This window comes from Streptomyces koelreuteriae (genome assembly GCF_018604545.1).
GTDB classification, from domain to species: domain Bacteria; phylum Actinomycetota; class Actinomycetes; order Streptomycetales; family Streptomycetaceae; genus Streptomyces; species Streptomyces koelreuteriae.
The window spans coordinates 1078260-1101814 of record NZ_CP075896.1 but is presented as its reverse complement, the minus strand read 5'-3'; the positions used below and the strand labels follow the sequence as shown (position 1 = coordinate 1101814).

The following is a 23555-nucleotide window of genomic DNA, read 5'->3' as shown; positions in this document are numbered from 1 at the left end:
CGTAGCGGAGGCTGAACAGGGGAAGGCAAGGAGCCGTATTACCCGGCATCCCCGGCAGCCAACAGCGGGGGAGCAGACGCGCCGCACCTGGAGGGTCGTCCGTTGTTCAGCATCACCGTCCGCGATCACATCATGATCGCCCACAGCTTCCGTGGCGACGTCTTCGGACCGGCGCAGCGCCTGCACGGGGCCACATTTCTCGTGGACGCCACGTTCCGGCGCGAAGCGCTGGACGAGGACAACATCGTCGTCGACATCGGGCTGGCCACCCAGGAACTCGGAGCCGTTGTCAGCGAGCTGAACTACCGCAACCTCGACAACGAACCCGACTTCGCCGGGGTCAACACCTCGACGGAGTTCCTCGCCAAGGTCATCGCCGACCGGCTCGCCGAGCGCATTCACAAGGGCGCGCTGGGCGAGGGGGCCAAGGGCATCGCGGGCCTGTCCGTCACCCTGCACGAGTCGCACATCGCCTGGGCGAGTTACGAGCGTGCGCTGTGACCGACACGACCATCGAGCGGCCCGGCCAGACCGGACCGGCGCGCCTGAACTATGTTCCGGTGCAGCACGCCGCCCTGAAGAACGCCGAGATCATCCCCATGTCCCTGCGCACCGTGCACTTCGTGCTCCCGGGCGGCATCGACGACCCGGCGGCACCCAGCGGCGGCAACGCCTACGACCGGCGAGTCTGCCTGGACCTGCCCGGCTTCGGCTGGCAGGTCACCAAGCACGCCGTCGCCGGTGACTGGCCCCGCCCGGGAGCCGCGGCCCGTACGGAACTGGCCCGCGCCCTGAGCGCACTGCCGGACGGCGCCGTCGTCCTGCTCGACGGCCTGGTGGCCTGCGGCGTCCCGGAGATCGTCGTCCCGGAGGCGGAACGGCTGCGCATGGCCGTCCTCGTCCATCTCCCGCTCGGCGACGAGACCGGGCTCGACCCGGTCGTGGCCGCCGAACTGGACGCCAAGGAGCGGGCGGTGCTGCGGGCCGTGCCGTCGGTCATCGCCACCAGCGACTGGGCGGTCCGCCGTCTGGTCTCCCACCACGGCCTGCCCCCGGAGCGCGTCCACGTCGCCGCCCCGGGCGCCGACATCGCGCCCCTCGCACCCGGCACCGACGGTGTCTCGCGACTGCTGTGCGTCGCCGCCGTGACCCCGCGCAAGGGCCAGCACCGGCTGGTGGAGGCACTGGCGGCGGTAAAGGACCTGCGGTGGAGCTGCGTCTTCGTCGGCAGCCTCACCCAGGAGCCCGAGTACGTCGCCCACTTGCGGTCCCTCATCGCCGAGCACGGCCTGGAGGACCGGCTGGAGCTGGCGGGCCCGAAGTCCGGCGCCACCCTCGACGCCAGTTACGCCACCGCCGACCTGATGGTCCTCACCTCCTACGCCGAGACCTACGGCATGGCCGTCACCGAGGCACTGGCCCGGGGCATCCCGGTCATGGCCACGGACGTCGGCGGGCTCCCCGAGGCGGTCGGCCGCGCCCCCGACGGCGGCGTGCCCGGCATCCTCGTCCCGCCGGAGAACCCCGCCGCCATCGCCGCCGAACTGCGCGGCTGGTTCGGCGAGGCGGACGTACGGCGTCGCCTCAAGGCCGCCGCCCGCAGCCGCCGCGCCTCCCTCGACGGCTGGGCCACGACCGCACAGAGCCTGGCGGCGGTACTGCGCCGGCTTCCGAACGAACCCCGGAGGGCCGCATGACGAACCCGGCGACGACCCAGCAGAGCGGGGCGATTCCGACGCAGCCCGGACCGAGAGAAGTTACTGAGCTGGCGGACGCCACGGCTGCGAAGCCGGGAGACTCGGTGATCGCGTGGGCGGGTGACGCCGTCGTGGCGGGCGCCGTCATCCCGGGCGCGGGTCCCAGCGGCGCGCCCGGCTCCCGGCCCACCGTGAAGCTGCGCGAGGCCGACCCCGACGATCCGCCCCGCTACGCGCCCGAGTGGCTGGAGCTGCGGGAGCCGGCCGACGCCGCCGCGCGGTCGCACGACCTGCTCGACCCGCTGCGCATCCGGCTCGCCAACCTGCCGGGCAAGTCGGGCGTCGCCATCCACGACCTGGGCTGCGGCACCGGTTCGATGGGCCGCTGGCTCGCCCCCCGCCTGGACGGCGCCCAGCACTGGGTCCTGCACGACCGCGACCCCTATCTGCTGCACTTCGCCGCCGTCGCCTCACCCCGCTCGGCCGCCGACGGCAGCCGGGTCTCGGTGGAGACGCGGCGCGGTGACGTCGCCCGCCTCACGCCGGACGCCCTGAAGGGCGCGTCCCTGGTGACGGCGTCCGCGCTGCTGGACGTCCTCACCCGCGACGAGATCGACACCCTCGCCGCCGCCTGCGCCGGAGCCGGCTGCCCCGCCCTGCTGACCCTGTCCGTCGCCGGGCGCGTCGAACTGACCCCGTCGCACCCGCTGGACGCGGAGATCGCCCAGGCGTTCAACGAACACCAGCGCCGCGACGGCCTGCTCGGCCCGGACGCCGTCACGGCGGCGGCCGAGGCGTTCTCCGAGCACGGCGCGACCGTACGGCTGCACCCGAGCCCCTGGCGGCTCGGCCCCGAGCAGGCCGCGCTCACCGAACAGTGGCTGCGCGGCTGGGTCGGCGCCGCCGTCGAACAACGCCCCGAGCTGCGCGACCGCGCCGACGCCTATCTGGCCGAACGCCTGGCCGCCTGCGCCGCCGGCGAGTTGCGCGCCACCGTCCACCACACCGACCTCCTGGCCCTGTGCCGTCCGGCGGGCGGAGCGTCATGAGCCCCCAGGCGACGGGGACACGTCCGCGGCCGATGCCCGTCGAGAGCGACCGGCTGCCCCGGAGCGGCGACAGCGGGAGCCCGCTCGGGGAACCCGACGCTCCGGCACCGGAGGCCTCCGGCCCCGCCGGTTCCCCGTCGCCCGGCCCCGTGCGGGCCGTCCTGGCCCGGCTCGGCTCCCGCAGAGCCCGTACGCATCTGGGCACCCTCGCCGGAGTCGCCATCCTCGGCGTGCTGTCGTGGCGGCTCGGCACCGGTGTCCTCCTGGACGGGCTGAGCCGGATCGACGGGACGTCGTTGCTGCTGGCGCTCGGGATCGGACTCGTCACCACCGTGTTCAGCGCGTGGCGTTGGGCGCTGGTGGCCCGGGGGCTCCGGATCCGGCTGCCGTTCGGACCGGCCGTCGCCGACTACTACCGCGCGCTGTTCCTCAACGCGGCGCTGCCCGGCGGCGTCCTCGGCGATGTGCACCGGGCCGTCCGGCACGGCCAGAGCGAGGGCGACCTGGGCCGGGGCGTGAAGGCGGTCGTCCTCGAACGGGCCGCCGGGCAGATCGCGCTGTTCGCCGTCGGGGCCGTGGTGCTGCTGACGATGCCGTCCCCGGTGCTGTCCGAGGCAAGGCACATCGCCCCGCTCGCGGCCCTGGCCGCGGTGGGCGCCCTCGCCGTCGTCCTCGCCGTGCGCATGAACCGGGCGGCGCCCTCACGCCGGGGCAGGAAGCTGCGCGGGGTCCTCGCCGAGGCACGCGAAGGGCTGCTGTCCCGCCGCAACGCACCCGGGGTCATTGTCTCCTCCGTGGTCGTTCTGGCAGGTTACGTGGCCATGTTCGTACTCGCCGCCCACGTCGCCGGGGCCGCCGCCTCCGTGGCCGTCCTGCTGCCGCTCGCGGTCCTCGCGCTGCTGGCGATGGGACTGCCGCTGAACGTCGGCGGCTGGGGACCGAGGGAGGGCGTCACCGCCTGGGCGTTCGGCGCCGCTGGGCTGGGCGCCGGCCGGGGACTCGCCGTCGCGGTCGTCTACGGGGTGCTCAGCCTCGTGGCGAGCCTGCCCGGCCTGATCGTCCTCGTCGCCCGCTGGTACACGGGCCTGCGCGCCCGGTCCCGGGCGCGCTCGGCCGCGAACGACTACCCGTCAGCCCCGTCCGCCCCCTCGGCCGCGGAGGTCAGCATCGAGAAATACGCCCCGAAGGAATCCGCGAGGCTCGCCAGGAGTTCCTTCCCCTTTTCCGCCGAACCCAGCGAAGCCCGGCCGATGACACCGGAATCGGTATAGCCGGACATGCCGAGGGTGAGCAGATGACGCCGGTCGTCAGCGACGAAATCGGAGGTCTCATAACCGGGTCGGAGCAATTCGGGATGAGCGTGCAGAAGGATGGAGGTTTCAATTTCCCCCGCGTGCATGTCGGTGAGCAGCGAGGTCACCACACCCGCCCGCTCACGAGCCTCCTCCCAGTCCTCCGGGGCCGGGAAGAGGGCCATCCGCTCACCGCGGGCGGAGGCTTCCTGAACCACGTTGCCCAGTACGTAGTTTCCGCCGTGCCCGTTGACCACCACCAGGGCCTCGACGCCGGACCGGCGGAGCGAATCCGCAATGTCCCGTACCACCGCATGAAGGGTCACCGAGGAGATGCTGACGGTCCCCGGCCAGGCCGCGTGCTCGTGCGAGCACGAGATCGTCACCGGAGGAAGGAGGTGCACCGGGTACGCGCCGGCTATCTCCCGCGCGACGGCACACGCGACGAGCGTGTCGGTCGCCAGCGGAAGAAACGCACCGTGCTGCTCGAAGCTCCCCACGGGAAGCACCGCGACCTGCCGTGAGACACCGGCGCCCCGCGTCCGTACGTCTTCCGTGGTGTCCGCCGGCACCAGATCACTCATAACGTCACGGCCTTTCGTCTCTGCTTAGGAACTCGAGAATCATGACAGAAAAAATTGGCGTACTCGGCAAGAAGTCACCGCAGCGGACCGGCGTGGAACGCGTCGTGAATGCCCCCTTGCCCACCGTGTACGGGAAATTCGAGGCCGTCGGCTACCTGGACCACGACCGCGGTGACGAACAGGTGGCGCTGGTCTACGGCGAGCTCGGCACGGACGACGTCCTCATCCGGCTGCACTCGGAGTGCCTGACCGGCGACGCCTTCGGCTCCCAGCACTGCGAGTGCGGCGACCAGCTCGACGCCGCCCTGCGCGCGGTCGTCGCCGAGGGCGCCGGTGTCGTCGTCTACCTCAGAGGGCATGAAGGCCGCGGCATCGGCCTGCTCGCCAAGCTGCGCGCCATGGCCCTGCAGGCGGAGGGCCTGGACACCGTCGAGGCCAACCTCGCCCTGGGCCTGCCGGTCGACGCCCGTGACTACGGGGTGGCCGCCCGGATCCTGGAGGACCTGGGTGTGCGGTCCGTGCGCCTGATGTCCAACAACCCGCGCAAGCGTGACGCGCTGGTGAGCCACGGCATCACGGTCGCCGAGCAGGTGCCGCTGCTGATCCCGCCGTGCGAGAACAACATCACCTATCTGCGCACGAAGCGGGAGCGTCTCGACCACCACCTGCCCCATCTGGACGCGGTGGTCAGCTCCTCCTGAGGCATCGGGTGCCCGCCCGTGCGGGCTCCGGTTCTCCTCGGCGTGACCTGGGCGCATTCGTGCGCGACCCGAAGGCGGGCCGCGTACGCTTCGTGGACGTCAGCCCCTTGAGCGTCGGCCCTCAGCGGCCGACGCCTCACGCCGGAGGCCCACCTGGTATGACCGAGCTCCATCTGTGGCTGCGCCACGAGGCCCGAACGACCGAGCGACGCACACCGATCGTGCCCGACGACGCCCGGCGGCTCGTCGGGAACGGAGTGGAACTGACCGTCGAGGAGTCCCCGCAGCGGGTCTTCCCGATCGAGGAGTACGAGGCGGCCGGCTGCCGCGTGGCGCCCGCGGGCTCCTGGGTGACGGCGCCGCCCGACGCCGTCGTGCTCGGCCTGAAGGAACTGCCCGCCGACCCCGCGGAACTGACACACCGGCACATCTTCTTCGGCCACGCCTACAAGGGCCAGCCCGGAGCGGCCGACCTGCTGGGCCGGTTCACCGCCGGGGGCGGGACGCTGTTCGACCTGGAGTACCTCGTCGACGACACCGGGCGGCGCCTCGCCGCCTTCGGCTTCTGGGCCGGCTATCTGGGCGCCGCCCTCGCGGTGCTCCAGCACCGGGGCCGGCTGCGGGCCCCGCTGACGCCGACCACCAAGGAAGAGCTCGACGAGACCCTCAAGCCCGCCGCCGACGACGCCGAGTTCACCGGCCTGGTCATCGGCGCCCTGGGCCGCAGCGGCCGCGGTGCCCGGGTGGCGTTCGCCGCCGCCGGTGTCGACCCGACCTGCTGGGACCTCGCCGAGACCCGCGACCTGGACCGCCGCGCCCTGCTGGAGCACGACGTGATGGTGAACGCGGTGCTCGCCACCACCCCCGTCCCGCCCTTCCTCCGGGACCAGGACCTCGACACCCCGGACCGCCGGCTGCGCACCCTGTGCGACGTGACCTGCGACGTCGGCTCCCCGCTCAACGTCCTCCCGGTGTACGACGACACCACCGACTGGGACGCGCCCGTACGCCGGCTGCGCGACGCACCCCCGCTCGACCTGATCGCCATCGACAACCTGCCCTCCCTGCTGCCGCTGGAGTCCAGCGCCGACTTCTCGGCCGCCCTGTATCCGCAGCTCCTCGACTTCGGCGTCGCCGGGCCCTGGGGGCGCTGCCTGGACCGGTTCCGTCAGGCCTGCCGTGCACACGGACTCGACAAGGGGGAGTTCCATGACCACTGACCCGGTACCCGCGAGCGGCACCGTCCACTGGATCGGCGCCGGCCTCTCCACCGGCAGCGGACTGGCCGCGCTGTGCGACACCGCCGAGCGCGTACGGCTCTGGCACCGCACCGAGAGCCGCGCGGCCGACGCCCTCGGCCGACTGGGCCTCACCGGACGGGCCGAGCCCCGTACGTACACGCCGGACGCGCTCGCCGCCGAACTCGCCCCCGGCGACGTCGTCGTGTCGATGCTGCCCGCGCCGGAGCACGCGCCGCTGCTCGCCGAGTGCGTACGGCGGGGAGCGCACTTCGCCTGCTCCAGCTATGTGTCCCAGGCGGTGCTGGACCAGCTGCCCGCCGCCGAGAAGGCCGGGGTCGTCGTCCTGACCGAGTCCGGGCTCGACCCGGGCATCGACCACCTTTTCGCGCACGCCCTCGTCGCCCGGGCCCGGGACGCCATCGGCGACGGGACGCCCGCCTCGTACACCCTCACCTCGTACTGCGGCGGTGTCCCCGCCGTCCCGAACGACTTCACGTACCGCTTCAGCTGGGCACCTGCGGGCGTCCTCAACGCCCTGCGCTCCCCGGCCCGTTACATCGAGGACGGTGCCGAGACCGTCGCCGACCGTCCCTGGGAGGCGACCCGGCGGCATGTCGTCGAAGGGGAGACGTTCGAGGTCTATCCCAACCGCGACAGCGTCCCCTTCGTCGCGCAGTACGAGCTTCCCGACGCCTGGACACCGCGGACGTTCGTACGCGGCACCCTGCGTCTGGAGGGCTGGCTGCGGGCCTGGGACGGTGTCTTCGAGGAGCTGAAGAGGGGCGACGACACCCGGATCGCCGCCCTGGCCCAGGAGCTGGCCGCCACTTACCCCACGACGGACGAGGACCGGGACCGGGTCGTTCTCGCCGTGTCACTGGAGGTACGCGCCGAGACGGGGCATTCCTGGGCCGGCGGCTATCTCCTGGACCTGGTGGGTGACGCGGGGGAGAGCGCGATGGCCCGCTGCGTCTCACGCACCCTCGCCCTGGGCGTCCGCCACGTCCTGGACGGCTCCCTGCCGCCGGGCCTGAACCGGGCCGCCGAGACGGCGGCCCGGTCGGAACAGTGGCTGCGTGAACTCGCCCAGGAGGGAATCGAGTTCACACTGCGCGTCGACCGGTAGCGGGGCTCAGCCCGCCAGGGCCTCGTGGACCAGCCTCTTCAGGTCCCGGAACACCGAGTGCGAGGACCGGGGCCGCACCTGTGTCATGAACTGCACCGTCAGGTCGCGGCCCGGGTCCACCCAGAACGTCGTCGTCGCCACCCCGCTCCAGCCGTACGCGCCGAGCCCGGACGGCACGAGGGTGCGGGACGGGTCGATGACGACGGAGCAGTTGAGGCCGAAGCCGACCCCGTCGTTGCCCGGCTCGTCGTGGGCGGGACGGCTGCCGAAGGCGCGCAGGTCGGCGCCGTCGGGCAGATGGTTGCGGGTCATCAGGTCCACGGTCCCGGGCGCGAGGAGCCGGACGCCGTCCAGTTCGCCGCGGCGGCGCAGCAGTTCCATGAAACGGTGGTAGTCGTGGGCGGAGGCCACCATGCCGCCGCTGCCCGACAGAAACCGCGGCCGGCCGCGCAGCGGCAGCCCCGGGATCGGTTCGATGCCGCCGCCGCCCTCCTTCTCGCCGTACATCTCCGACAGCCGGGGCGCCTGCTCGTCCGTGACGTGGAAACCCGCGTCCGTCATGCCGAGAGGGCCGAAGACCCGCTCCGCACAGAACACGTCGAGCGGCTGCCCCGACACGACCTCGATGATCCGGCCCAGGACATTGCTGGCCACCGAGTAGTTCCACTGGGTGCCCGGCTCGAACTGCAGCGGCAGACTCGCGTACACCTCGATGGTCTCGGCCAGGTCCGCGCCCGGCGGCACGGACGACTCCAGGCCGGCCGCGCGGTACAGGGCGTCGACGGGGTGGGTGTGGTAGAAGCCGAAGGTCAGCCCCGAGGTGTGGGTCATCAGATGCCGGACGCGTATGGGGCCGTCGGCCGGGCGGGTGCGTACGTCGGACCCGGAGCCGCCGACGTACACCCGGGGCTCGGCGAAGGCCGGGAGATGGTCGGCGACCGGGTCGTCCAGCGACAGCCGGCCCTCCTCCACGAGCAGCAGTGCGGCGACCGCGGTGACCGGCTTCGTCATGGAGTAGACCCGCCACAGGGTGTCGGGCTCGACCGGGAGCCCGGCCGCGATGTCGCGCAGTCCGTGCGTGGCCAGGTGTGCGACGCGTCCGGCCCGGGCGACGGACACGAGGAAGCCCGGCAGCCGCCCCTCGTCGACCAGTCGGGCGAAGTGCCGGTCCATGTCGTCCAGCGCCCGCGGGTCCAGCCCCGCCTCACCGGGATCGGCCTCTTGCCGCAGCTGTGCCATCGTTCATCCTCCGTCGCGCTCGTCGAGGTGAGATCCGGCATACCCCGCACGGACCGCGCAGGAACAGGTGAATGTCACAGGTCACCGGTACCGTCGGATCGAGACGGCCGCAGACTGGTCGAGATCAGGTCCGACACTCCGGAGAGCGCCTCATGAGGATCCACATCACCAGTGTCTTCGTCGACGACCAGGAGAAAGCCCGGAGCTTCTACACCGACGTGCTGGGCTTCGTGAAGAAGCACGACGTCCCGGTGGGGACGGACCGCTGGCTGACCGTGGTCTCGCCGGAGGACCCCGACGGGACCGAGCTGCTCCTGGAGCCCTCGGGCCATCCGGCGGTGCAGCCGTACAAGACGGCGCTGGTCGAGGACGGCATCCCGGCCGCCTCCTTCGCCGTGGACGACGTCACTGCGGAGTACGAGCGGCTGCGCGGACTCGGGGTGCGGTTCACGCAGGACCCCCTGGAGATGGGCCCGCTCACCACCGCGGTCCTGGACGACACCTGCGGCAACCTCATCCAGATCGTGCACACCAAGTCCTGAGGGCCGTGGCCTAGGTCGTTTGGTGCAGGGCGGATGGCCGATGACTCCGTGGGGGTCGGCTTCCTAGGCTGCGAGGCGGCTCGCTGTCGCGGACCGACGCCACGAGAAGAGGTCGCCATGCCCTTGAACGGTCGCAGCCACATCCGTATCGCCCGCCCTTCCCGCGACCTCGCCGCGGCTGAGCGGTTCTGGCGCGAGGGGCTCGGGCTGGACGTGGTGTGGCGGGCCGAGGGCGGGAGCGAACCAGGGGAGCACGATCTGCTGATGCTCGGCTGGCCCGACGCCGACTGGCATCTGGAGCTCGTGCACGAGGCCGCCAGGCCGGTCGAACCCCGCCCCACCGAGGAGGACCTGCTCGTGATCTACGCCGACGGCCCGGTCCCGGACGATCGGATCGCCCGCCTGGAGCAGCACGGCGGCAAGCGGGTGGAATCCCCCAACCCCTACTGGAACGAGTGGGGAGTCACGATCGAGGACCCCGACGGCTATCGGCTCGTGCTGTGCCGCCGAGCCTGGTCCAACAGCTGAACAGGCGACCCGAAGGGGCGCGGGGAACTGCGCGACCAGCCCCCACGCGCCCGCACCCGGCACCCAAGGGGTCAGGCCGTCACCTTCTCCGGCTGAACGGTCCCACCAGCGGCACGCTCACCCAGCTCCTCCGTGGGAACCCGGTTCGTCTCACGCGCGGACAGCGCCCCGATCACCGGCGGCACGCACAGCGCCGCCGTGAACAGCGCCACCGCCGACCAGTCGTCGCCGCCCGGCCCGGCGATCTGCGCGGCGAACGTCACCGCGAAACCGGCCGCGGCGAAACCGATCTGCGTGCCGATGGCCACGCCGGACAGCCGGACCCGGGTCGTGAACATCTCGCCGTAGAAGGCGGGCCAGACACCGTTCGCGGCGCTGTAGACGACGCCGAAGCAGAGGATGCCCGTCAGGAACGTCAGCGGGTAGGAGCCCGTGGAGACGGCCCACAGGTACAGGAACATCGTCACCGCGCTGCCGACCGCTCCGATCAGGAACACCGGGCGGCGGCCGATCCGGTCGGACAGCGTGGCCCACAGCGGGATCGCGGCGAGCGCGACGACATTGGCCAGGGCGCCCACCCACAGCATGGCGGTACGTGACATGCCGACCGCGTCGCTGGTGGCGTAGGCCAGCGCCCACACCGTGAAGATCGTGCTGACGGAGGCGATGAGCGCACACGCGATCACCCGCAGCACATCGGCCCAGTGCTCGCGCAGCAGCACGACCAGCGGCAGTTTGACGACGCCCTCCTCGGAGGCCTGCTGTTCGAAGGCCGGGGTCTCGTCCAGCTTGCGCCGGATGACCCAGCCGACGACGGCGACACCGACGCTCAGCCAGAACGGCACCCGCCAGCCCCAGGACAGCAACTGCTCCTCGGGCATCGCGGCGACCGGGATGAAGACCAGCGTGGCCAGCAGCTGGCCGCCCTGGGTGCCGCTGAGGGTGAAGCTGGTGAAGAAGCCGCGCCGGCCCGGTGGCGCGTGTTCCAGCGTCATGGAGTTGGCGCTGGCCTGCTCGCCCGCCGCCGAGATGCCCTGGAGCACCCGGCACAGCACCAGCAGGACCGGGGCGAGGGTGCCGACCTGGTCCCGGGTCGGCAGACAGCCGATCAGGAACGTCGACAGGCCCATCAGCATCAGCGTGAAGACCATGATCTTCTTACGGCCGAGCTTGTCCCCGAAGTGCCCGAGGACCAGCGCGCCGACCGGGCGGGCGGCGTACGCGACGCCGAACGTGGCCAGCGACAGCAGGGTCGCGGTGGCCGGGTCGGACTCGTCGAAGAACACGGCGGGGAAGATCAGCGCGGCGGCGCTGCCGTAGATGAAGAAGTCGTAGTACTCCAGTGCGCTGCCGATCCAGGCGGCGGTCGCGGCTTTCTGCGGCTGACCGGGTGGGGCTGCGGCCCCTTGGGGCGTGGCGGGGACGGACACGGCGGCTCCTTAGCGGGCTCCACCCTAGGCGGAGTGAGACGAACGGCGAGCAGAGAGGGCGGGCCGGATCGCGGCTAATTAACCCACTGGGTAGTTAGTAGGGGATGGCCAGTGATGCTGCGCCCGCCCGCCGCTGGTGTCAAGAGGTTGCGCGCCGGACGTTCAGCCCGCGGTGCGCTCCGCCGTGAGATACGCGATCACCATGTCGCCGAGCATGGTGCGGTAGTGCGCGCGCTGGGCCCGGTCCAGCAGGTCGCGGCCGAACAGGGCTCCGAAGGTGTGCCGGTTGGAGACCCGGAAGAAGCAGTAGGAGGAGATCATCGCGTGCAGGTCGACGGCGTCGACGTCGGCCGTGAACAGGCCCGACTCCTTGCCCGACGCCAGGATCCGGCGGATCACGTCCAGGGCGGGGGAGCCGATCTTGCCGAGCTTCTCGGAGGCGGCGATGTGCTGCGCCTCGTGGATGTTCTCGATGCTGACCAGGCGGATGAAGTCCGGGTGCTGCTCGTGGTGGTCGAAGGTCACCTCGGCCAGCCGCCGGATCGCCGCCACGGGATCCAGATGGTCGACGTCGAGCTGCTGCTCGGCCTCCCGGATCACGCCGTACGCCCGTTCCAGCACGGAGGTGAAGAGCTGTTCCTTGCCGCCGAAGTAGTAGTAGATCATCCGCTTCGTGGTGCGGGTGCGGGCGGCGATCTCGTCCACCCGGGCCCCGTCGTAGCCGGCCCGGGCGAACTCCTGGGTGGCGACGTCGAGGATCTCGGCCTGGGTGCGGGCGGCGTCACGGATGCGCTCGCCAGGACGTGCCGGTTCTTCGACGCTGGTCATCAGGTTCCTTCGGGCGGAGGGGCCGGTGCCGGTGATTGTAGAAGCAGGGGCCCGTCCGTCTGCGGGGTCTTCCCGGGCCCGTCCTCGGCTGATATAGCTAACGTACTGGTTCGTACATTAGGTAGCTGCTCGGGAGGCCCGTGTGCCCAAGGACTCGTATCTCGTCGGACTGATCGGTTCCGGCATCGGCCCCTCACTCAGTCCGGCGCTGCACGAGCGGGAGGGCGACCGCCAGGGCCTGCGCCTGCTGTACCGGCTCATCGACATCGATCCGCTCGGGGTGCCGCCCGAGGCGGTGGGCGATCTGGTGCGGGCCGCCCGCGACCTGGGCTTCGACGGGCTCAACATCACGCATCCCTGCAAGCAGCTCGTCATCGAGCATCTGGACGCGCTCGCCCCGCAGGCGGAGGCGCTGGGCGCGGTCAACACCGTCGTCTTCGAGGACGGCCGCGCCACCGGCCACAACACGGACGTCACCGGCTTCGCCGCGTCCTTCGCGCGCGGACTGCCCGACGCACCGCTGGAGCGGGTCGTGCAGCTGGGCGCGGGCGGTGCGGGCGCGGCCGTCGCGCACGCCACGCTCACCCTCGGCGCCGAGCGGGTCACCGTCGTCGACGCGCTGCCCGAACGGGCCGCCGCCCTGGCCGGCTCCCTGAACCGCGCCTTCGGTGAGGGCCGTGCGGCCGCCGCGCCCCCGGAACGGCAGGCCGAGCTGCTCGCGCACGCCGACGGCATCGTCCACGCCACGCCCACCGGCATGGCCGCCCACCCCGGCCTGCCCCTGCCGGCCGACCTGCTCCACCCCGGGCTGTGGGTCGCCGAGGTGGTCTACCGCCCGCTGGAGACCGAACTGCTGCGCACCGCCCGCGCGCTGGGCTGCGCCACCCTCGACGGCGGCGGTATGGCCGCCTTCCAGGCCGCCGACGCGTTCCGCCTGTTCACCGGGCGGGAACCCGACGCCGCGCGGATGCTGACGGACCTGACCGAACTGGCCGGGGCCGTCGGGGCACCGAACTAAAGGGCCCGGGTCCGAACGACACGCCCAGAGAAGAGGTACCGACGTGCGTACGTCCATCGCCACCGTCTCCCTCAGCGGATCCCTCACCGGGAAACTCGACGCCGCGGCCCGGGCCGGCTTCGACGGGGTGGAGATCTTCGAGAACGATCTGCTGGCCGGCCACCTCACCCCCGAGGACATCCGCGCCCGCTGCGCCGATCTCGGCCTGAGCATCGACCTCTTCCAGCCCATGCGGGACATCGAGGCCGTGCCCGAGGCCGAGTTCGCCCGGAACCTGCGGCGGGCCCGGCACAAGTTCGAGCTGATGCGCAGGCTCGGCGCCGACACCGTCCTGGTCTGCTCCAGCGTCTCCCCGCAGGCGGTGGACGACGACGCCCTCGCCGCCGAGCAGCTCAGCCGGCTCGCCGACCTCGCGCGGGAGTCCGGCGTCAGGGTGGCCTACGAGGCGCTCGCCTGGGGACGGCACGTCAGCACGTACGACCACGCCTGGCGCATCGTCGAGGCGGCCGGGCATCCGGCGCTCGGCACCTGCCTGGACAGTTTCCACATCCTCTCGCGCGGCTCTGACCCCAAGGGCATCGAGGACATCCCCGGCGAGAAGATCTTCTTCCTCCAGCTCGCCGACGCCCCGCTGCTCGCCATGGACGTCCTCCAGTGGAGCCGCCACTACCGCTGCTTCCCCGGCCAGGGCGGCTTCGACGTCGCGGGCCTGGTGCGGCACGTCCTGAGCACCGGCTACGACGGCCCGCTCTCCCTGGAGGTCTTCAACGACGTCTTCCGCCAGGCCGACGCCGGCCCGACCGCCGTGGACGCCCGGCGTTCCCTGCTGGTCCTCCAGGAGAGCGTCGGCCGGGCCGCCCTGCCCGACCCCGTCGTCCCCACCGGCGTCGCCTTCGCCGAGCTGGTCACGCCCGACGCCGAGCCCCTCACCGCCCTGCTCGGCTCCCTCGGCTTCACCCGCACCGCCCGGCACCGCGGCAAGCCCGTCGCCCTCTGGGAGCAGGGCGAGGCCCGCATCCTCGTCAACACCGGGCCGGCCGTCCGCCGTGACGGCACGCAGCTCGCCGCGATCGGGCTGGAGTCACCCGACCCGGCCGCGGCGGCCCGGCGTGCCGAGGCGCTGCTGGCACCCGTCCTGCCCCGCCGCCGCGGCCCCGAGGACGTCCCGCTGGACGCGGTCGCCGCCCCCGACGGCACGGAACTCTTCTTCTGCGCCACCGGCCGCCCCGGCCTGCCCGACTGGCGGGCCGACTTCGAGGACACCGGCCCGGCCCCCGCCCCCACGGGCATCCGCCGTATCGACCACCTCGCGCTCACGCAGCCCTGGCACCACTTCGACGAGGCGGCCCTCTTCCACCGCGGGGTGCTCGGACTGCACGCCCAGGAGAGCGTCGACGTCGCCGACCCCTACGGACTGCTGCGCAGCCGGGCCGTCACCAACCCCGACGGCAGCGTCCGCATCGCCCTCACCGTCGGCGCCGCGCCCACGGACGACACCGGCCGGGCCCAGCACATCGCCCTCGCCACCGACGACGTGGTCGCCGCGGCCCGCCGCTTCCGCGAGGCCGGCGGTCGGCTGCTGCCCGTCCCCGCGAACTACTACGACGACCTCGCCGCCCGCTTCGAGTTCGCCGACGGCGAGCTGGAGACCTACCGCGACCTCGGCATCCTCTACGACCGCGACGCGCACGGCGTCTTCCGCCACTGCTACACCCGGACCATCGGCCGCGTCTTCTTCGAACTGGTCCAGCGCGACGACGGCTACCGGGGTTACGGCGCCGCCAACGCCCCGGTACGGCTGGCCGCCCAGCACGCGGTGCGGGCCCTCACTGGCGGCTGACGGTCCTGGTGATGCCGGTGACGACCGTGGTGGCGAGGATCCAGCCGGTGAGGACCAGGGCGTAGGACAGCCACTGGTAGCCGTCGGCGGGGGCGAACGCCCCCTCCTGTCCGAAGGAGATCACGGGCAGGAGCAGATCCAGCGTGTAGAACACCGGGTTGAACTGCGGGGCCTCGTCCGTCTTCAGCGGCTGGGGGTGGTGCAGCGCGTAGGCGACGGAGCCGATCACGAGCAGCGACACCAGCCAGCCCGCGGCCCGCAGGGGGCGGAAGCCGTAGCCGACGGTGGCGTCCTGGACATAGCCCCACAGTCGGCCGTACCAGGGGAGGGTGCCGCGGTGGCGGCGCTGCTTGGCGAGCTGGACCTGGCGGGCGGCGTGGTCGTCGCCGATGCGCCGGTAGGCGGCGGTCAACTGCTCGTAGGCGTGCGGGACATAGCCCTCGCCGTCCCGCTCCAGCATCGCGAGCCGGCGTTCGGCGGGCGCGTGCGGGGTGAGGGAGGTGTAGACGAGGCTGTCGAGCAGGACCTCCTCCGGGACCACGTCCGGCTCCAGCCACAGCACGTCCACCTGGGCGCGCCGCAGATTGAGGGTGCCCTCCATGGGCGGGCTCTTGCGCAGCCAGACCTCTCCTATGGTGCAGCTGCTGGCCCGCAGCGCCGCGTCACCGGGGTTCGACAGGCGCGCGTGCGACAGGTCCAGGCGGCCCCCGATCCGGGCGCCGCGCAGGCCGATCCAGCCGTGCACGTCCACGCCGCGCAGCAGGACGTCGCCCTCCACCGCGGCCAGCTCCGCGTCGAGGACGACCTCGCCCCTGCCGCCTTCCAGCCGGGCCTGGCCCAGGTCGACGGACCCGGCGACCGACGCGCCCGTCAGACGCACCCCGCCCAGCGCCCGCAGGCCCGCCGCCGACAGGCCGTCCCCGACGGTCACATGGTTGAGCTGGAGCGCCGGCTGACCGGCGGACCGTGCGCCGATGTCGGCGCGGTCCAGGAACAGCGCCCCGGCGATCTGCGCGCCGCCGAGCCGCACGGGCCCGTCGAACAGACAGTCCGACATGCGCAGGACGCCGTCCACCCGCAGGGTTGCGGCGTCCAGGCCGGGCAGGACGGAGTCGCGCAGGTTCAGCTGGCGCAGACGCGCCGCGTACAGCACGGGGACGTTCTCGAAGTAGCAGTGACTCAGGCGCACGGCGTGATCGATTTCGCTGTACTTGAGGTCGAGCACCCCGGTGATCCGCGCACCCCCGAGCCTGAGGGTGGCCGTCTCGCCGTCCTCCTGCGGAGCGCTCAGCAGCAGGGCCCGCAACACGGCCGCGCGTACGGTCCGTTCGGGCCCCCAGTCCGCGCCCCGCTCCGGATCCTCGTCCGCCGACTCACGGAAGTCCACGTCCTGGCCACGCGCGAAGGCACGCCACACCCGCTCCTCGGCGGATGTCATATTGTCGATCTCCATCAGCGGGGACTCTGACGTCCCGGCCGGGGGCTGTCAACCCAGCGTCAACTCACCCCCGGCCGACGTCCGTTACGCCCGCGCGTTCCACTCCGCGATCACGGGCCGTCCGTGCTCGGTCGACAGCCGGCTGACCGTGCCCGTCTCCAGCCGGAACAGGCGTCCCTCCGCCGCTGTCAGGCCCAGGCGGCGGGCCGTCAGGGCGCGAAGGAAGTGGCCGTGGGCCACCAGCATCACATCGCCCTCGGGCAGCGCCCCCGCCACCCGGGACAGCACCCGGTCGGCGCGCACGCCGACCTCCTTTGGGGACTCGCCCGGCGCGCCGTCGGCACCGGCCGGGCCCCCGTCGGTCCACAGGTCCCAGTCCGGGCGGGTGCGGTGTATCTCGTCGCTCGTGACGCCCTCGTAGGCGCCGTAGTACCACTCGTGCAGGTCCGGGTCCCGCACGGCCCCCGTCAGGCCCGCGAGTTCGGCGGTGCGCACCGCGCGGGTGAGGGGGCTCGTGAGGACCAGCGCGAAGGGGCGGCCCGCCAGCAGCGGAACCAGCGACTTGGCCTGTTCCTCACCGCGCGCGGTGAGGGGCAGGTCGGTGAAGCTGGTGTGCTGTCCGCTCCGGCTCCACTCCGTCTCGCCGTGACGGACCATCAGCAGATCGCCCACGGTGCTACGCCTTCTTCACGGACTCGACGGCGTGGCCGCCGAACTGGTTGCGCAGTGCCGCGATCATCTTCATCTGCGGCGAGTCGTCCTGACGGGAGGCGAACCGGGAGAAGAGGGAGGCGGTGATCGCGGGCAGCGGGACGGAGTTGTCGATCGCGGCCTCCACGGTCCAGCGTCCCTCGCCGGAGTCCTGGGCATAGCCCCGGAGCTCCTCCAGGTGCTCGTCCTCGTCCAGGGCGTCCACCGCCAGATCCAGCAGCCAGGAGCGGATGACGGTGCCCTCCTGCCAGGAGCGGAACACCTCGCGGACGTTGTCCACCGAGTCCACGGCCTCCAGCAGCTCCCAGCCCTCGGCGTAGGCTTGCATCATCGCGTACTCGATGCCGTTGTGGACCATCTTCGCGAAGTGCCCGGCGCCCACCTTGCCCGCGTGGACGAAGCCGTACGGACCCTCCGGCTTGAGCGCCTCGAAGATCGGCCGCAGCGGGTCGACGTACTCCTTCTCGCCGCCGACCATCAGGGCGTAGCCGTTCTTCAGGCCCCACACGCCGCCGGAGACACCGGCGTCGACGAAGCCGATGCCGCGCTTGCCCAGCTCCTCGGCGTGCTTCTCGTCGTCCGTCCAGCGGGAGTTGCCGCCGTCGACGACCGTGTCGTACGGCTTGAGGAGGCCCGCGAGCTGGTCGATGACGTGCTGGGTGGCGTCGCCGGCCGGGACCATGACCCAGACCGTGCGCGGCGCGTCGAGCTGGTTGACGAGGTCGGCCAGGCTGTCGGCGTCCGACTTCTCGGGGTTGGTGTCGTAGCCGATGACGGTGTGGCCGGCGTTGCGCAGGCGCTCGCGCATGTTGCCGCCCATCTTGCCGAGACCCACAAGTCCGATCTGCATGTCAGTTCACTTCCCGAAGATTGCGGTAGGCGGCCACCAGCGCGGCCGTGGACGGGTCGAGACCGGGGACATCGGCGCCCTCGGTCAGGGCGGGCTCGACGCGCTTGGCGAGGACCTTGCCGAGCTCGACGCCCCACTGGTCGAAGGAGTCGATGTTCCACACCGCGCCCTGCACGAACACCTTGTGCTCGTAGAGGGCGACCAGCTGGCCGAGGACCGACGGGGTCAGTTCGCCGGCCAGGATCGTCGTGGTCGGGTGGTTGCCCCGGAAGGTGCGGTGCGGCACCTGCTCCTCGGGCACGCCCTCGGCCCGCACCTCCTCGGCGGTCTTGCCGAAGGCGAGCGCCTGCCCCTGCGCGAACAGATTGGCCATCAGCAGGTCGTGCTGTGCCTTCAGTCCGTCGCTCAGTTCGGCGACGGGCCGGGCGAAGCCGATGAAGTCCGCCGGGATGAGCTTGGTGCCCTGGTGGATGAGCTGGTAGTAGGCGTGCTGCCCGTTGGTGCCGGGCGTGCCCCACACCACCGGCCCCGTCTGCCACCGCACGGGCCGGCCCTCGCGGTCCACCGACTTGCCGTTGGACTCCATGTCGAGCTGCTGGAGGTAGGCGGTGAACTTGGACAGGTAGTGGCTGTAGGGCAGCACCGCGTGCGACTGGGCGTCGTGGAAGTTGCCGTACCAGATGCCGAGCAGGCCCAGCAGCAGCGGGGCGTTGGCCTCGGCGGGGGCGTTGCGGAAGTGCTCGTCGACGATGCGGAAGCCGTCGAGCATCTCCCGGAAGCGGTCCGGGCCGATGGCGATCATCAGGGACAGGCCGATCGCGGAGTCGTACGAGTAGCGGCCGCCGACCCAGTCCCAGAACTCGAACATGTTGTCGACGTCGATGCCGAACCCGGCGACCTTCTCGGAGTTCGTCGAGAGCGCCACGAAGTGCTTCGCGACCGCCTTCTCGTCGCCGCCCAGGCCCTTGAGCAGCCAGGAGCGCGCCGAGGTCGCGTTGGTGATCGTCTCGATGGTGGTGAAGGTCTTGGACGCGACGATGAACAGCGTCTCCGCCGGGTCCAGGTCGCGCACGGCCTCGTGGAGGTCGGAGCCGTCCACGTTCGACACGAAGCGGAACGTCAGCTCCCGGTCGGTGAACGGCCGCAGCGCCTCGTACGCCATCGCCGGGCCCAGGTCGGAGCCGCCGATGCCGATGTTGACGACGTTGCGGATGCGCTTGCCGGTGTGGCCGGTCCACTCCCCGGAGCGGACGCGGTCGGCGAAGCCGGCCATCTTGTCCAGCACCGCGTGCACACCCGGGACGACGTTCTCGCCGTCGACCTCGACCACCGCGTCCCGCGGGGCGCGCAGCGCGGTGTGCAGCACGGCACGGTCCTCGGTGACGTTGATCCGCTCGCCGCGGAACATCGCGTCGCGCAGCCCGAACACGTCGGTGGCGGCGGCCAGCTCCTGGAGCAGGGCCAGCGTCTCGTCGGTGACCAGGTGCTTGGAGTAGTCGATGCGCAGATCGCCCACGCGGACGACGTAGCGCTCGGCGCGCCCCGGGTCGGCCGCGAACAGCTCACGCAGGTCGGGCTGCGGCAGGGCGTCCTTGCGGTGGTCCTCCAGGGCGGTCCACTCGGGCCGCCGGGTGAGCTCGGGGGAGCCGGAGGGGGAGTCAGACATGAGCGGGGGTCTCCTCGGTTGCCTCGCCGTTCAGGGCGATGGCGTACATCTCGTCGGCGTCGAGGCGCCTGAGCTCCTCGGCGATGAGTTCGGAGGTGGCACGGACCTTCAGTGCCAGGGTGCGGGAGGGCTGGCCCGGCAGGGTCAGCGTGGCCAGCGGGCCCTCGGGGCGGTCGATGACGATCTCGCCGTTCTCGGTGCCCAGACGCACGGCCGTGACGACCGGCCCGGCGGTGACCACCCGGTCGACCGAGACGTGCAGCCGGGCCTCCAGCCAGCGGGCCAGCAGCTCGGCGGCCGGGTTCTCGGCCTCGGCCTCCACGGCCGCCGAGGTGATCCGCGCCCGGGCCTGGTCCAGCGCCGCCGCCAGCATCGAACGCCAGGGCGTCAGCCGGGTCCAGGCGAGGTCGGTGTCGCCGGGCGCGTAGGAGCGGACCCGGGCCCGCAGCGTCTCCAGGGGGTTCTCCACGGCGTACAGGTCGGTGATCCGCCGCTGGGCCAGCGCCCCCAGCGGGTCCTTGGAGGGCACCTCGGGGGCGTCCACCGGCCACCACACCACCACCGGCGCGTCCGGCAGCAGCAGCGGCAGCACCACCGAGTCGGCGTGGTCGGACACCTCGCCGTAGGTCCGCAGGATCACCGTCTCGCCGGTGCCCGCGTCGGCGCCCACCCGGACCTCGGCGTCCAGCCGGGAGGACTGGCGGTCGCGCGGGGTGCGGGCGTGCCGCTTGATGACGACCAGGGTGCGCGAGGGGTGCTCGTGCGACGCCTCCTCGGCCGCCTTGATCGCGTCGTAGGCGTTCTCCTCGTCCGTGACGATCACCATCGTCAGGACCATGCCCACGGCGGGAGTGCCGATGGCCCGGCGCCCCTGCACCAGCGCCTTGTTGATCTTGCTTGCCGTGGTGTCGGTCAGGTCGATCTTCATGGCCTGCGCCAGCTCCGTCCGTCTCGTGCGAGCATCTCGTCGGCTTCCGCGGGTCCCCAGCTCCCCGAGGCGTACTGCGCCGGCCTGCCGTGCGTGGCCCAGTAGCGCTCGATCGGGTCGAGGATCTTCCAGGACTCTTCCACTTCCTGGTGACGGGGGAACAGATTGGCGTCGCCCAGGAGGACGTCAAGGATCAGCCGTTCGTACGCCTCCGGGCTCGATTCGGTGAACGACTCGCCGTAGGCGAAGTCCATCGTCACGTCCCGGATCTCCATCGACGTACCCGGCACCTTGGATCCGAACCGGACCGTCATGCCCTCGTCCGGCTGTACGCGGATGACGATCGCGTTGGCGCCGAGCTCCTCGGTCGCGGTGGAGTCGAACGGGGAGTGCGGGGCCCGCTGGAACACCACGGCGATCTCCGTCACCCGGCGGCCGAGCCGCTTGCCGGTGCGCAGGTAGAACGGGACGCCCGCCCAGCGGCGGTTGTCCACCTGGAGCCTGATCGCGGCGTAGGTGTCGGTCTTCGACGAGGCGTCGATGCCGTCCTCGTCCAGATAGCCGCCGACCTTCGCGCCGCCCTGCCAGGCCGCCGCGTACTGCCCGCGCACGGTGTTCTTCCCGAGGTCCTCCGGCAACTGCACGGCCCGCAGCACCTTGAGCTTCTCGGTGAGCAGCGACGCCGCGTCGAAGGCGGCCGGCTCCTCCATCGCGGTGAGCGCCATCAGCTGGAGCAGATGGTTCTGGATGACGTCACGGGCGGCGCCGATCCCGTCGTAGTACCCCGCGCGGCCGCCGATGCCGATGTCCTCGGCCATGGTGATCTGCACATGGTCGACGTACGACCGGTTCCAGATCGGTTCGAACATCTGGTTGGCGAAGCGCAGCGCCAGGATGTTCTGGACGGTCTCCTTGCCCAGGTAGTGGTCGATCCGGAAGACCTGCTCCGGGTCGAACACGTCGTGCACGATCGTGTTCAGCTCCTCGGCCGACTCCAGATCGTGCCCGAACGGCTTTTCGATGACCGCGCGGCGCCAGGAGCCGTCGGGGGCGTTCGCCAGCCCGTGCTTCTTGAGCTGCTGGGCGACCTTCGGGAAGAACTTCGGCGGCACCGAGAGGTAGAAGGCGTAGTTGCCGCTGGTGCCCCGGGAGGCGTCCAGCTCCTCGACGGCGGAGCGCAGCTGCTTGAACGCCATGTCGTCGTCGAAGTCGCCCGGGATGAACCGCATGCCCTCGGAGAGCTGCTGCCAGACCTCCTCGCGGAACGGGGTCCGGGCGTGCTCACGGACCGCGTCGTGCACCACCTGCGCGAAGTCCTGGTCCTCCCAGTCCCGGCGGGCGAAGCCCACCAGCGAGAAGCCCGGCGGCAGCAGACCGCGGTTGGCCAGGTCGTACACGGCCGGCATCAGCTTCTTGCGGGACAGGTCGCCGGTCACGCCGAAGATGACGAGCCCGGACGGGCCCGCGATCCTCGGCAGTCGGCGGTCGCGCGCGTCGCGCAGAGGGTTGACGAAGTCGGCCTCGGTGAACTCCGTGGGCGGGACGACGGCCCGGGCCGCGCCGTCCACCCCGGTCGGCTCGACCCCGGCCGCCTCCTGGGCCGCCACGGCCTCCTTCTCCTCCTTGGTCCCCTTGGTCTCCTGTTCGGCCGTCTGGGGGATGGCCGTCTGGGGGATGCCCTCGCTCATTCCGCGTCAACTCCCTTGTCGTTCAAGGACTTGGTGACCGCGTCCAGCAGGTCCTGCCAGGCCACCTCGAACTTGGCCACGCCCTCGTTCTCCAGTTGCCGCACCACCTCGTCGTACCCGATGCCGAGCCGCTCGACGGCCGCCAGGTCGGCGCGGGCCTGGGCATAACCGCCGGTGACCGTGTCGCCCTGGACGTCACCGTGGTCGGCGACGGCGTTCAGCGTGGCCTCCGGCATGGTGTTGACCGTGCCGGGGGCGACCAGATCGTCCACGTACAGGGTGTCCTTGTATGCCGGGTCCTTCACACCGGTGGAGGCCCAAAGGGGGCGCTGCCGGTTCGCGCGGGCCCCGCCCAGCGCCTGCCAGCGGGCCCCGGCGAATACCTGCTCGTACGCCTCGTAGGCGAGCCGCGCGTTGGCCAGGGCCGCCCGGCCCTTCAGCGCGAGGGCCTCGTCCGTGCCCAGCAGCGTCAGCCGCTTGTCGATCTCGGAGTCGACGCGGGAGACGAAGAAGGAGGCCACCGAGTGGATGTCCGACAGGTCGAGACCGGCCGCCTGGGCCTTCTCCAGGCCGGCGACATAGGCGTCCATGACCTCGCGGTAGCGCTCCAGCGAGAAGATCAGCGTCACGTTCACGCTGATGCCCGCGCCGATCACCTCGGTGATGGCCGGCAGGCCGGCCTGCGTCGCCGGGATCTTGATCATCACGTTCGGGCGGTCCACCAGCCAGGCCAGCTGACGGGCCTCGGCGACGGTCGCCGTGGTGTCGTGGGCGAGGCGCGGGTCGACCTCGATGGAGACCCGGCCGTCCCGCCCGCCGGTGGCGTCGTACACCGGCCGCAGGATGTCGGCGGCGGAGCGGACGTCGGCGGTGGTCATCATCCGGACGGCCTCGTCGACCGTGACGCCCCGCACCGCCAGGTCGGCGAGCTGCGCCTCGTAGCCCTCGCCCGAACCGATGGCGGCCTGGAAGATGGACGGGTTGGTGGTGACGCCGACGACGTTCCTCGTGGCGACGAGCTCGGCCAGGTTGCCGGACTCGATCCGCCGGCGCGACAGGTCGTCGAGCCAGATCGACACGCCCTCGTCGGAGAGGCGCTTGAGTGCTCCCGCGCTCGCGGTCGCTTCGCTCACAGTGATCATCTTCTTTCGGGCGTTCG

21 protein-coding genes and 1 pseudogene are annotated in these 23555 nt (G+C 71.9%); 11 read left to right on the top strand and 11 right to left on the bottom strand.

Annotated elements, in window-relative coordinates; genetic code table 11:
* The first annotated feature begins 102 nt into the window (after positions 1–102).
* The 4 genes and pseudogenes from KJK29_RS04890 to KJK29_RS38740 all read left to right on the top strand — a co-directional run.
* Positions 103–501: a 6-pyruvoyl trahydropterin synthase family protein gene (locus KJK29_RS04890; protein ID WP_215117465.1), complete on the top strand. Its 399-nt coding sequence runs from the start codon at positions 103–105 to the stop codon at positions 499–501.
* Complete coding sequence (locus KJK29_RS04885; RefSeq protein ID WP_215117464.1) at positions 498–1697, top strand: glycosyltransferase family 4 protein; 1200 nt, start codon at positions 498–500, stop codon at positions 1695–1697. Before KJK29_RS04890 ends, KJK29_RS04885 begins: the two co-directional genes overlap by 4 nt.
* Positions 1694–2746, top strand: a complete 1053-nt coding sequence (locus KJK29_RS04880) for a class I SAM-dependent methyltransferase (RefSeq protein WP_215117463.1) — start codon at positions 1694–1696, stop codon at positions 2744–2746. The genes KJK29_RS04885 and KJK29_RS04880 overlap by 4 nt, the downstream gene beginning before the upstream one ends.
* Positions 2743–3738 (top strand): annotated as a pseudogene (locus tag KJK29_RS38740) (lysylphosphatidylglycerol synthase transmembrane domain-containing protein); the annotation flags it as partial. The gene KJK29_RS04880 and the pseudogene KJK29_RS38740, both read left to right, overlap by 4 nt.
* Positions 3739–3869: 131 nt before the next feature.
* Here KJK29_RS38740 and KJK29_RS04875 read toward each other — a convergent pair.
* Positions 3870–4622 (bottom strand): creatininase family protein, encoded by a 753-nt coding sequence (locus tag KJK29_RS04875; protein WP_215117462.1) that lies wholly within the window; start codon positions 4620–4622, stop codon positions 3870–3872.
* A gap of 41 nt (positions 4623–4663) precedes the next feature.
* On the opposite strand from KJK29_RS04875, the gene ribA reads away from it, so the two are divergent.
* The 3 genes from ribA (at position 4664) to KJK29_RS04860 (ending at position 7690) form a co-directional block, all read left to right on the top strand.
* The gene (ribA, locus tag KJK29_RS04870) at positions 4664–5323 is read left to right on the top strand and encodes a GTP cyclohydrolase II (protein ID WP_215117461.1); all 660 of its coding nucleotides are present in this window, start codon (positions 4664–4666) and stop codon (positions 5321–5323) included.
* A gap of 158 nt (positions 5324–5481) precedes the next feature.
* On the top strand, positions 5482–6543 hold the full coding sequence (locus KJK29_RS04865) for a saccharopine dehydrogenase (protein WP_215117460.1): 1062 nt from the start codon (positions 5482–5484) through the stop codon (positions 6541–6543).
* Positions 6533–7690 (top strand): saccharopine dehydrogenase family protein, encoded by a 1158-nt coding sequence (locus KJK29_RS04860; protein ID WP_215117459.1) that lies wholly within the window; start codon positions 6533–6535, stop codon positions 7688–7690. Before KJK29_RS04865 ends, KJK29_RS04860 begins: the two co-directional genes overlap by 11 nt.
* A 6-nt stretch (positions 7691–7696) precedes the next feature.
* Here KJK29_RS04860 and KJK29_RS04855 read toward each other — a convergent pair whose 3' ends face one another.
* The gene (locus KJK29_RS04855) at positions 7697–8929 is read right to left on the bottom strand and encodes a serine hydrolase domain-containing protein (RefSeq protein ID WP_215117458.1); all 1233 of its coding nucleotides are present in this window, start codon (positions 8927–8929) and stop codon (positions 7697–7699) included.
* A gap of 152 nt (positions 8930–9081) precedes the next feature.
* On the opposite strand from KJK29_RS04855, the gene KJK29_RS04850 reads away from it, so the two are divergent.
* On the top strand, positions 9082–9471 hold the full coding sequence (locus tag KJK29_RS04850; protein ID WP_215117457.1) for a VOC family protein: 390 nt from the start codon (positions 9082–9084) through the stop codon (positions 9469–9471).
* Between the two features lie 117 nt (positions 9472–9588).
* Positions 9589–9999, top strand: coding sequence for a VOC family protein (locus KJK29_RS04845; protein WP_215117456.1), 411 nt, complete (start codon positions 9589–9591; stop codon positions 9997–9999).
* A gap of 71 nt (positions 10000–10070) precedes the next feature.
* On the opposite strand, the gene KJK29_RS04840 is transcribed toward KJK29_RS04845, so the two are convergent.
* Positions 10071–11429 (bottom strand): MFS transporter, encoded by a 1359-nt coding sequence (locus tag KJK29_RS04840; protein WP_215117455.1) that lies wholly within the window; start codon positions 11427–11429, stop codon positions 10071–10073.
* 162 nt (positions 11430–11591) lie between these two features.
* Positions 11592–12257 carry a TetR/AcrR family transcriptional regulator gene (locus tag KJK29_RS04835; protein ID WP_215117454.1) on the bottom strand — a complete coding sequence of 222 codons (666 nt, stop codon included), beginning with the start codon at positions 12255–12257 and terminating at the stop codon, positions 11592–11594.
* Between the two features lie 142 nt (positions 12258–12399).
* Between KJK29_RS04835 and KJK29_RS04830 the strand changes: the two genes are divergently transcribed.
* Both KJK29_RS04830 and KJK29_RS04825 read left to right on the top strand, forming a co-directional pair.
* Entirely contained in the window at positions 12400–13275 is an 876-nt protein-coding gene (locus KJK29_RS04830) for a shikimate dehydrogenase (RefSeq protein ID WP_215117453.1), read from the top strand.
* A gap of 43 nt (positions 13276–13318) precedes the next feature.
* Entirely contained in the window at positions 13319–15115 is a 1797-nt protein-coding gene (locus KJK29_RS04825; protein ID WP_215117452.1) for a bifunctional sugar phosphate isomerase/epimerase/4-hydroxyphenylpyruvate dioxygenase family protein, read from the top strand.
* On the opposite strand, the gene KJK29_RS04820 is transcribed toward KJK29_RS04825, so the two are convergent.
* From KJK29_RS04820 to tal, 7 genes are all read right to left on the bottom strand, one after another.
* Positions 15102–16568 (bottom strand): membrane-associated oxidoreductase, encoded by a 1467-nt coding sequence (locus KJK29_RS04820; protein WP_215117451.1) that lies wholly within the window; start codon positions 16566–16568, stop codon positions 15102–15104. The genes KJK29_RS04825 and KJK29_RS04820 overlap by 14 nt on opposite strands.
* Positions 16569–16637: 69 nt before the next feature.
* Positions 16638–17225 carry a histidine phosphatase family protein gene (locus KJK29_RS04815; protein WP_215117450.1) on the bottom strand — a complete coding sequence of 196 codons (588 nt, stop codon included), beginning with the start codon at positions 17223–17225 and terminating at the stop codon, positions 16638–16640.
* 4 nt (positions 17226–17229) lie between these two features.
* Positions 17230–18114: a phosphogluconate dehydrogenase (NAD(+)-dependent, decarboxylating) gene (gene gnd, locus KJK29_RS04810; RefSeq protein ID WP_215117449.1), complete on the bottom strand. Its 885-nt coding sequence runs from the start codon at positions 18112–18114 to the stop codon at positions 17230–17232.
* Position 18115: 1 nt separating this feature from the next.
* Positions 18116–19780: a glucose-6-phosphate isomerase gene (pgi, locus tag KJK29_RS04805; protein ID WP_215117448.1), complete on the bottom strand. Its 1665-nt coding sequence runs from the start codon at positions 19778–19780 to the stop codon at positions 18116–18118.
* Positions 19773–20708 carry a glucose-6-phosphate dehydrogenase assembly protein OpcA gene (gene opcA / locus KJK29_RS04800; protein ID WP_215117447.1) on the bottom strand — a complete coding sequence of 312 codons (936 nt, stop codon included), beginning with the start codon at positions 20706–20708 and terminating at the stop codon, positions 19773–19775. Before opcA ends, pgi begins: the two co-directional genes overlap by 8 nt.
* Complete coding sequence (gene zwf / locus KJK29_RS04795) at positions 20705–22396, bottom strand: glucose-6-phosphate dehydrogenase (RefSeq protein ID WP_251057706.1); 1692 nt, start codon at positions 22394–22396, stop codon at positions 20705–20707. Before zwf ends, opcA begins: the two co-directional genes overlap by 4 nt.
* Complete coding sequence (gene tal / locus KJK29_RS04790; protein WP_215117446.1) at positions 22393–23538, bottom strand: transaldolase; 1146 nt, start codon at positions 23536–23538, stop codon at positions 22393–22395. The genes zwf and tal overlap by 4 nt, the downstream gene beginning before the upstream one ends.
* Positions 23539–23555: the final 17 nt, after the last annotated feature.

What these genes read in the sequence shown, in the direction of transcription:
- KJK29_RS04880 (WP_215117463.1), top strand. Translation starts at nt 1,694, where the DNA reads ATGACGAACCCGGCGACGACCCAGCAGAGCGGGGCGATTCCGACGCAG.
- KJK29_RS04875 (WP_215117462.1), bottom strand. Translation starts at nt 4,622, where the DNA reads ATGAGTGATCTGGTGCCGGCGGACACCACGGAAGACGTACGGACGCGG.
- ribA (WP_215117461.1), top strand. Translation starts at nt 4,664, where the DNA reads ATGACAGAAAAAATTGGCGTACTCGGCAAGAAGTCACCGCAGCGGACC.
- KJK29_RS04865 (WP_215117460.1), top strand. Translation starts at nt 5,482, where the DNA reads ATGACCGAGCTCCATCTGTGGCTGCGCCACGAGGCCCGAACGACCGAG.
- KJK29_RS04860 (WP_215117459.1), top strand. Translation starts at nt 6,533, where the DNA reads ATGACCACTGACCCGGTACCCGCGAGCGGCACCGTCCACTGGATCGGC.
- KJK29_RS04855 (WP_215117458.1), bottom strand. Translation starts at nt 8,929, where the DNA reads ATGGCACAGCTGCGGCAAGAGGCCGATCCCGGTGAGGCGGGGCTGGAC.
- KJK29_RS04850 (WP_215117457.1), top strand. Translation starts at nt 9,082, where the DNA reads ATGAGGATCCACATCACCAGTGTCTTCGTCGACGACCAGGAGAAAGCC.
- KJK29_RS04845 (WP_215117456.1), top strand. Translation starts at nt 9,589, where the DNA reads ATGCCCTTGAACGGTCGCAGCCACATCCGTATCGCCCGCCCTTCCCGC.
- KJK29_RS04835 (WP_215117454.1), bottom strand. Translation starts at nt 12,257, where the DNA reads ATGACCAGCGTCGAAGAACCGGCACGTCCTGGCGAGCGCATCCGTGAC.
- KJK29_RS04820 (WP_215117451.1), bottom strand. Translation starts at nt 16,568, where the DNA reads ATGGAGATCGACAATATGACATCCGCCGAGGAGCGGGTGTGGCGTGCC.
- gnd (WP_215117449.1), bottom strand. Translation starts at nt 18,114, where the DNA reads ATGCAGATCGGACTTGTGGGTCTCGGCAAGATGGGCGGCAACATGCGC.
- pgi (WP_215117448.1), bottom strand. Translation starts at nt 19,780, where the DNA reads ATGTCTGACTCCCCCTCCGGCTCCCCCGAGCTCACCCGGCGGCCCGAG.
- opcA (WP_215117447.1), bottom strand. Translation starts at nt 20,708, where the DNA reads ATGAAGATCGACCTGACCGACACCACGGCAAGCAAGATCAACAAGGCG.
- zwf (WP_251057706.1), bottom strand. Translation starts at nt 22,396, where the DNA reads ATGAGCGAGGGCATCCCCCAGACGGCCATCCCCCAGACGGCCGAACAG.
- tal (WP_215117446.1), bottom strand. Translation starts at nt 23,538, where the DNA reads ATGATCACTGTGAGCGAAGCGACCGCGAGCGCGGGAGCACTCAAGCGC.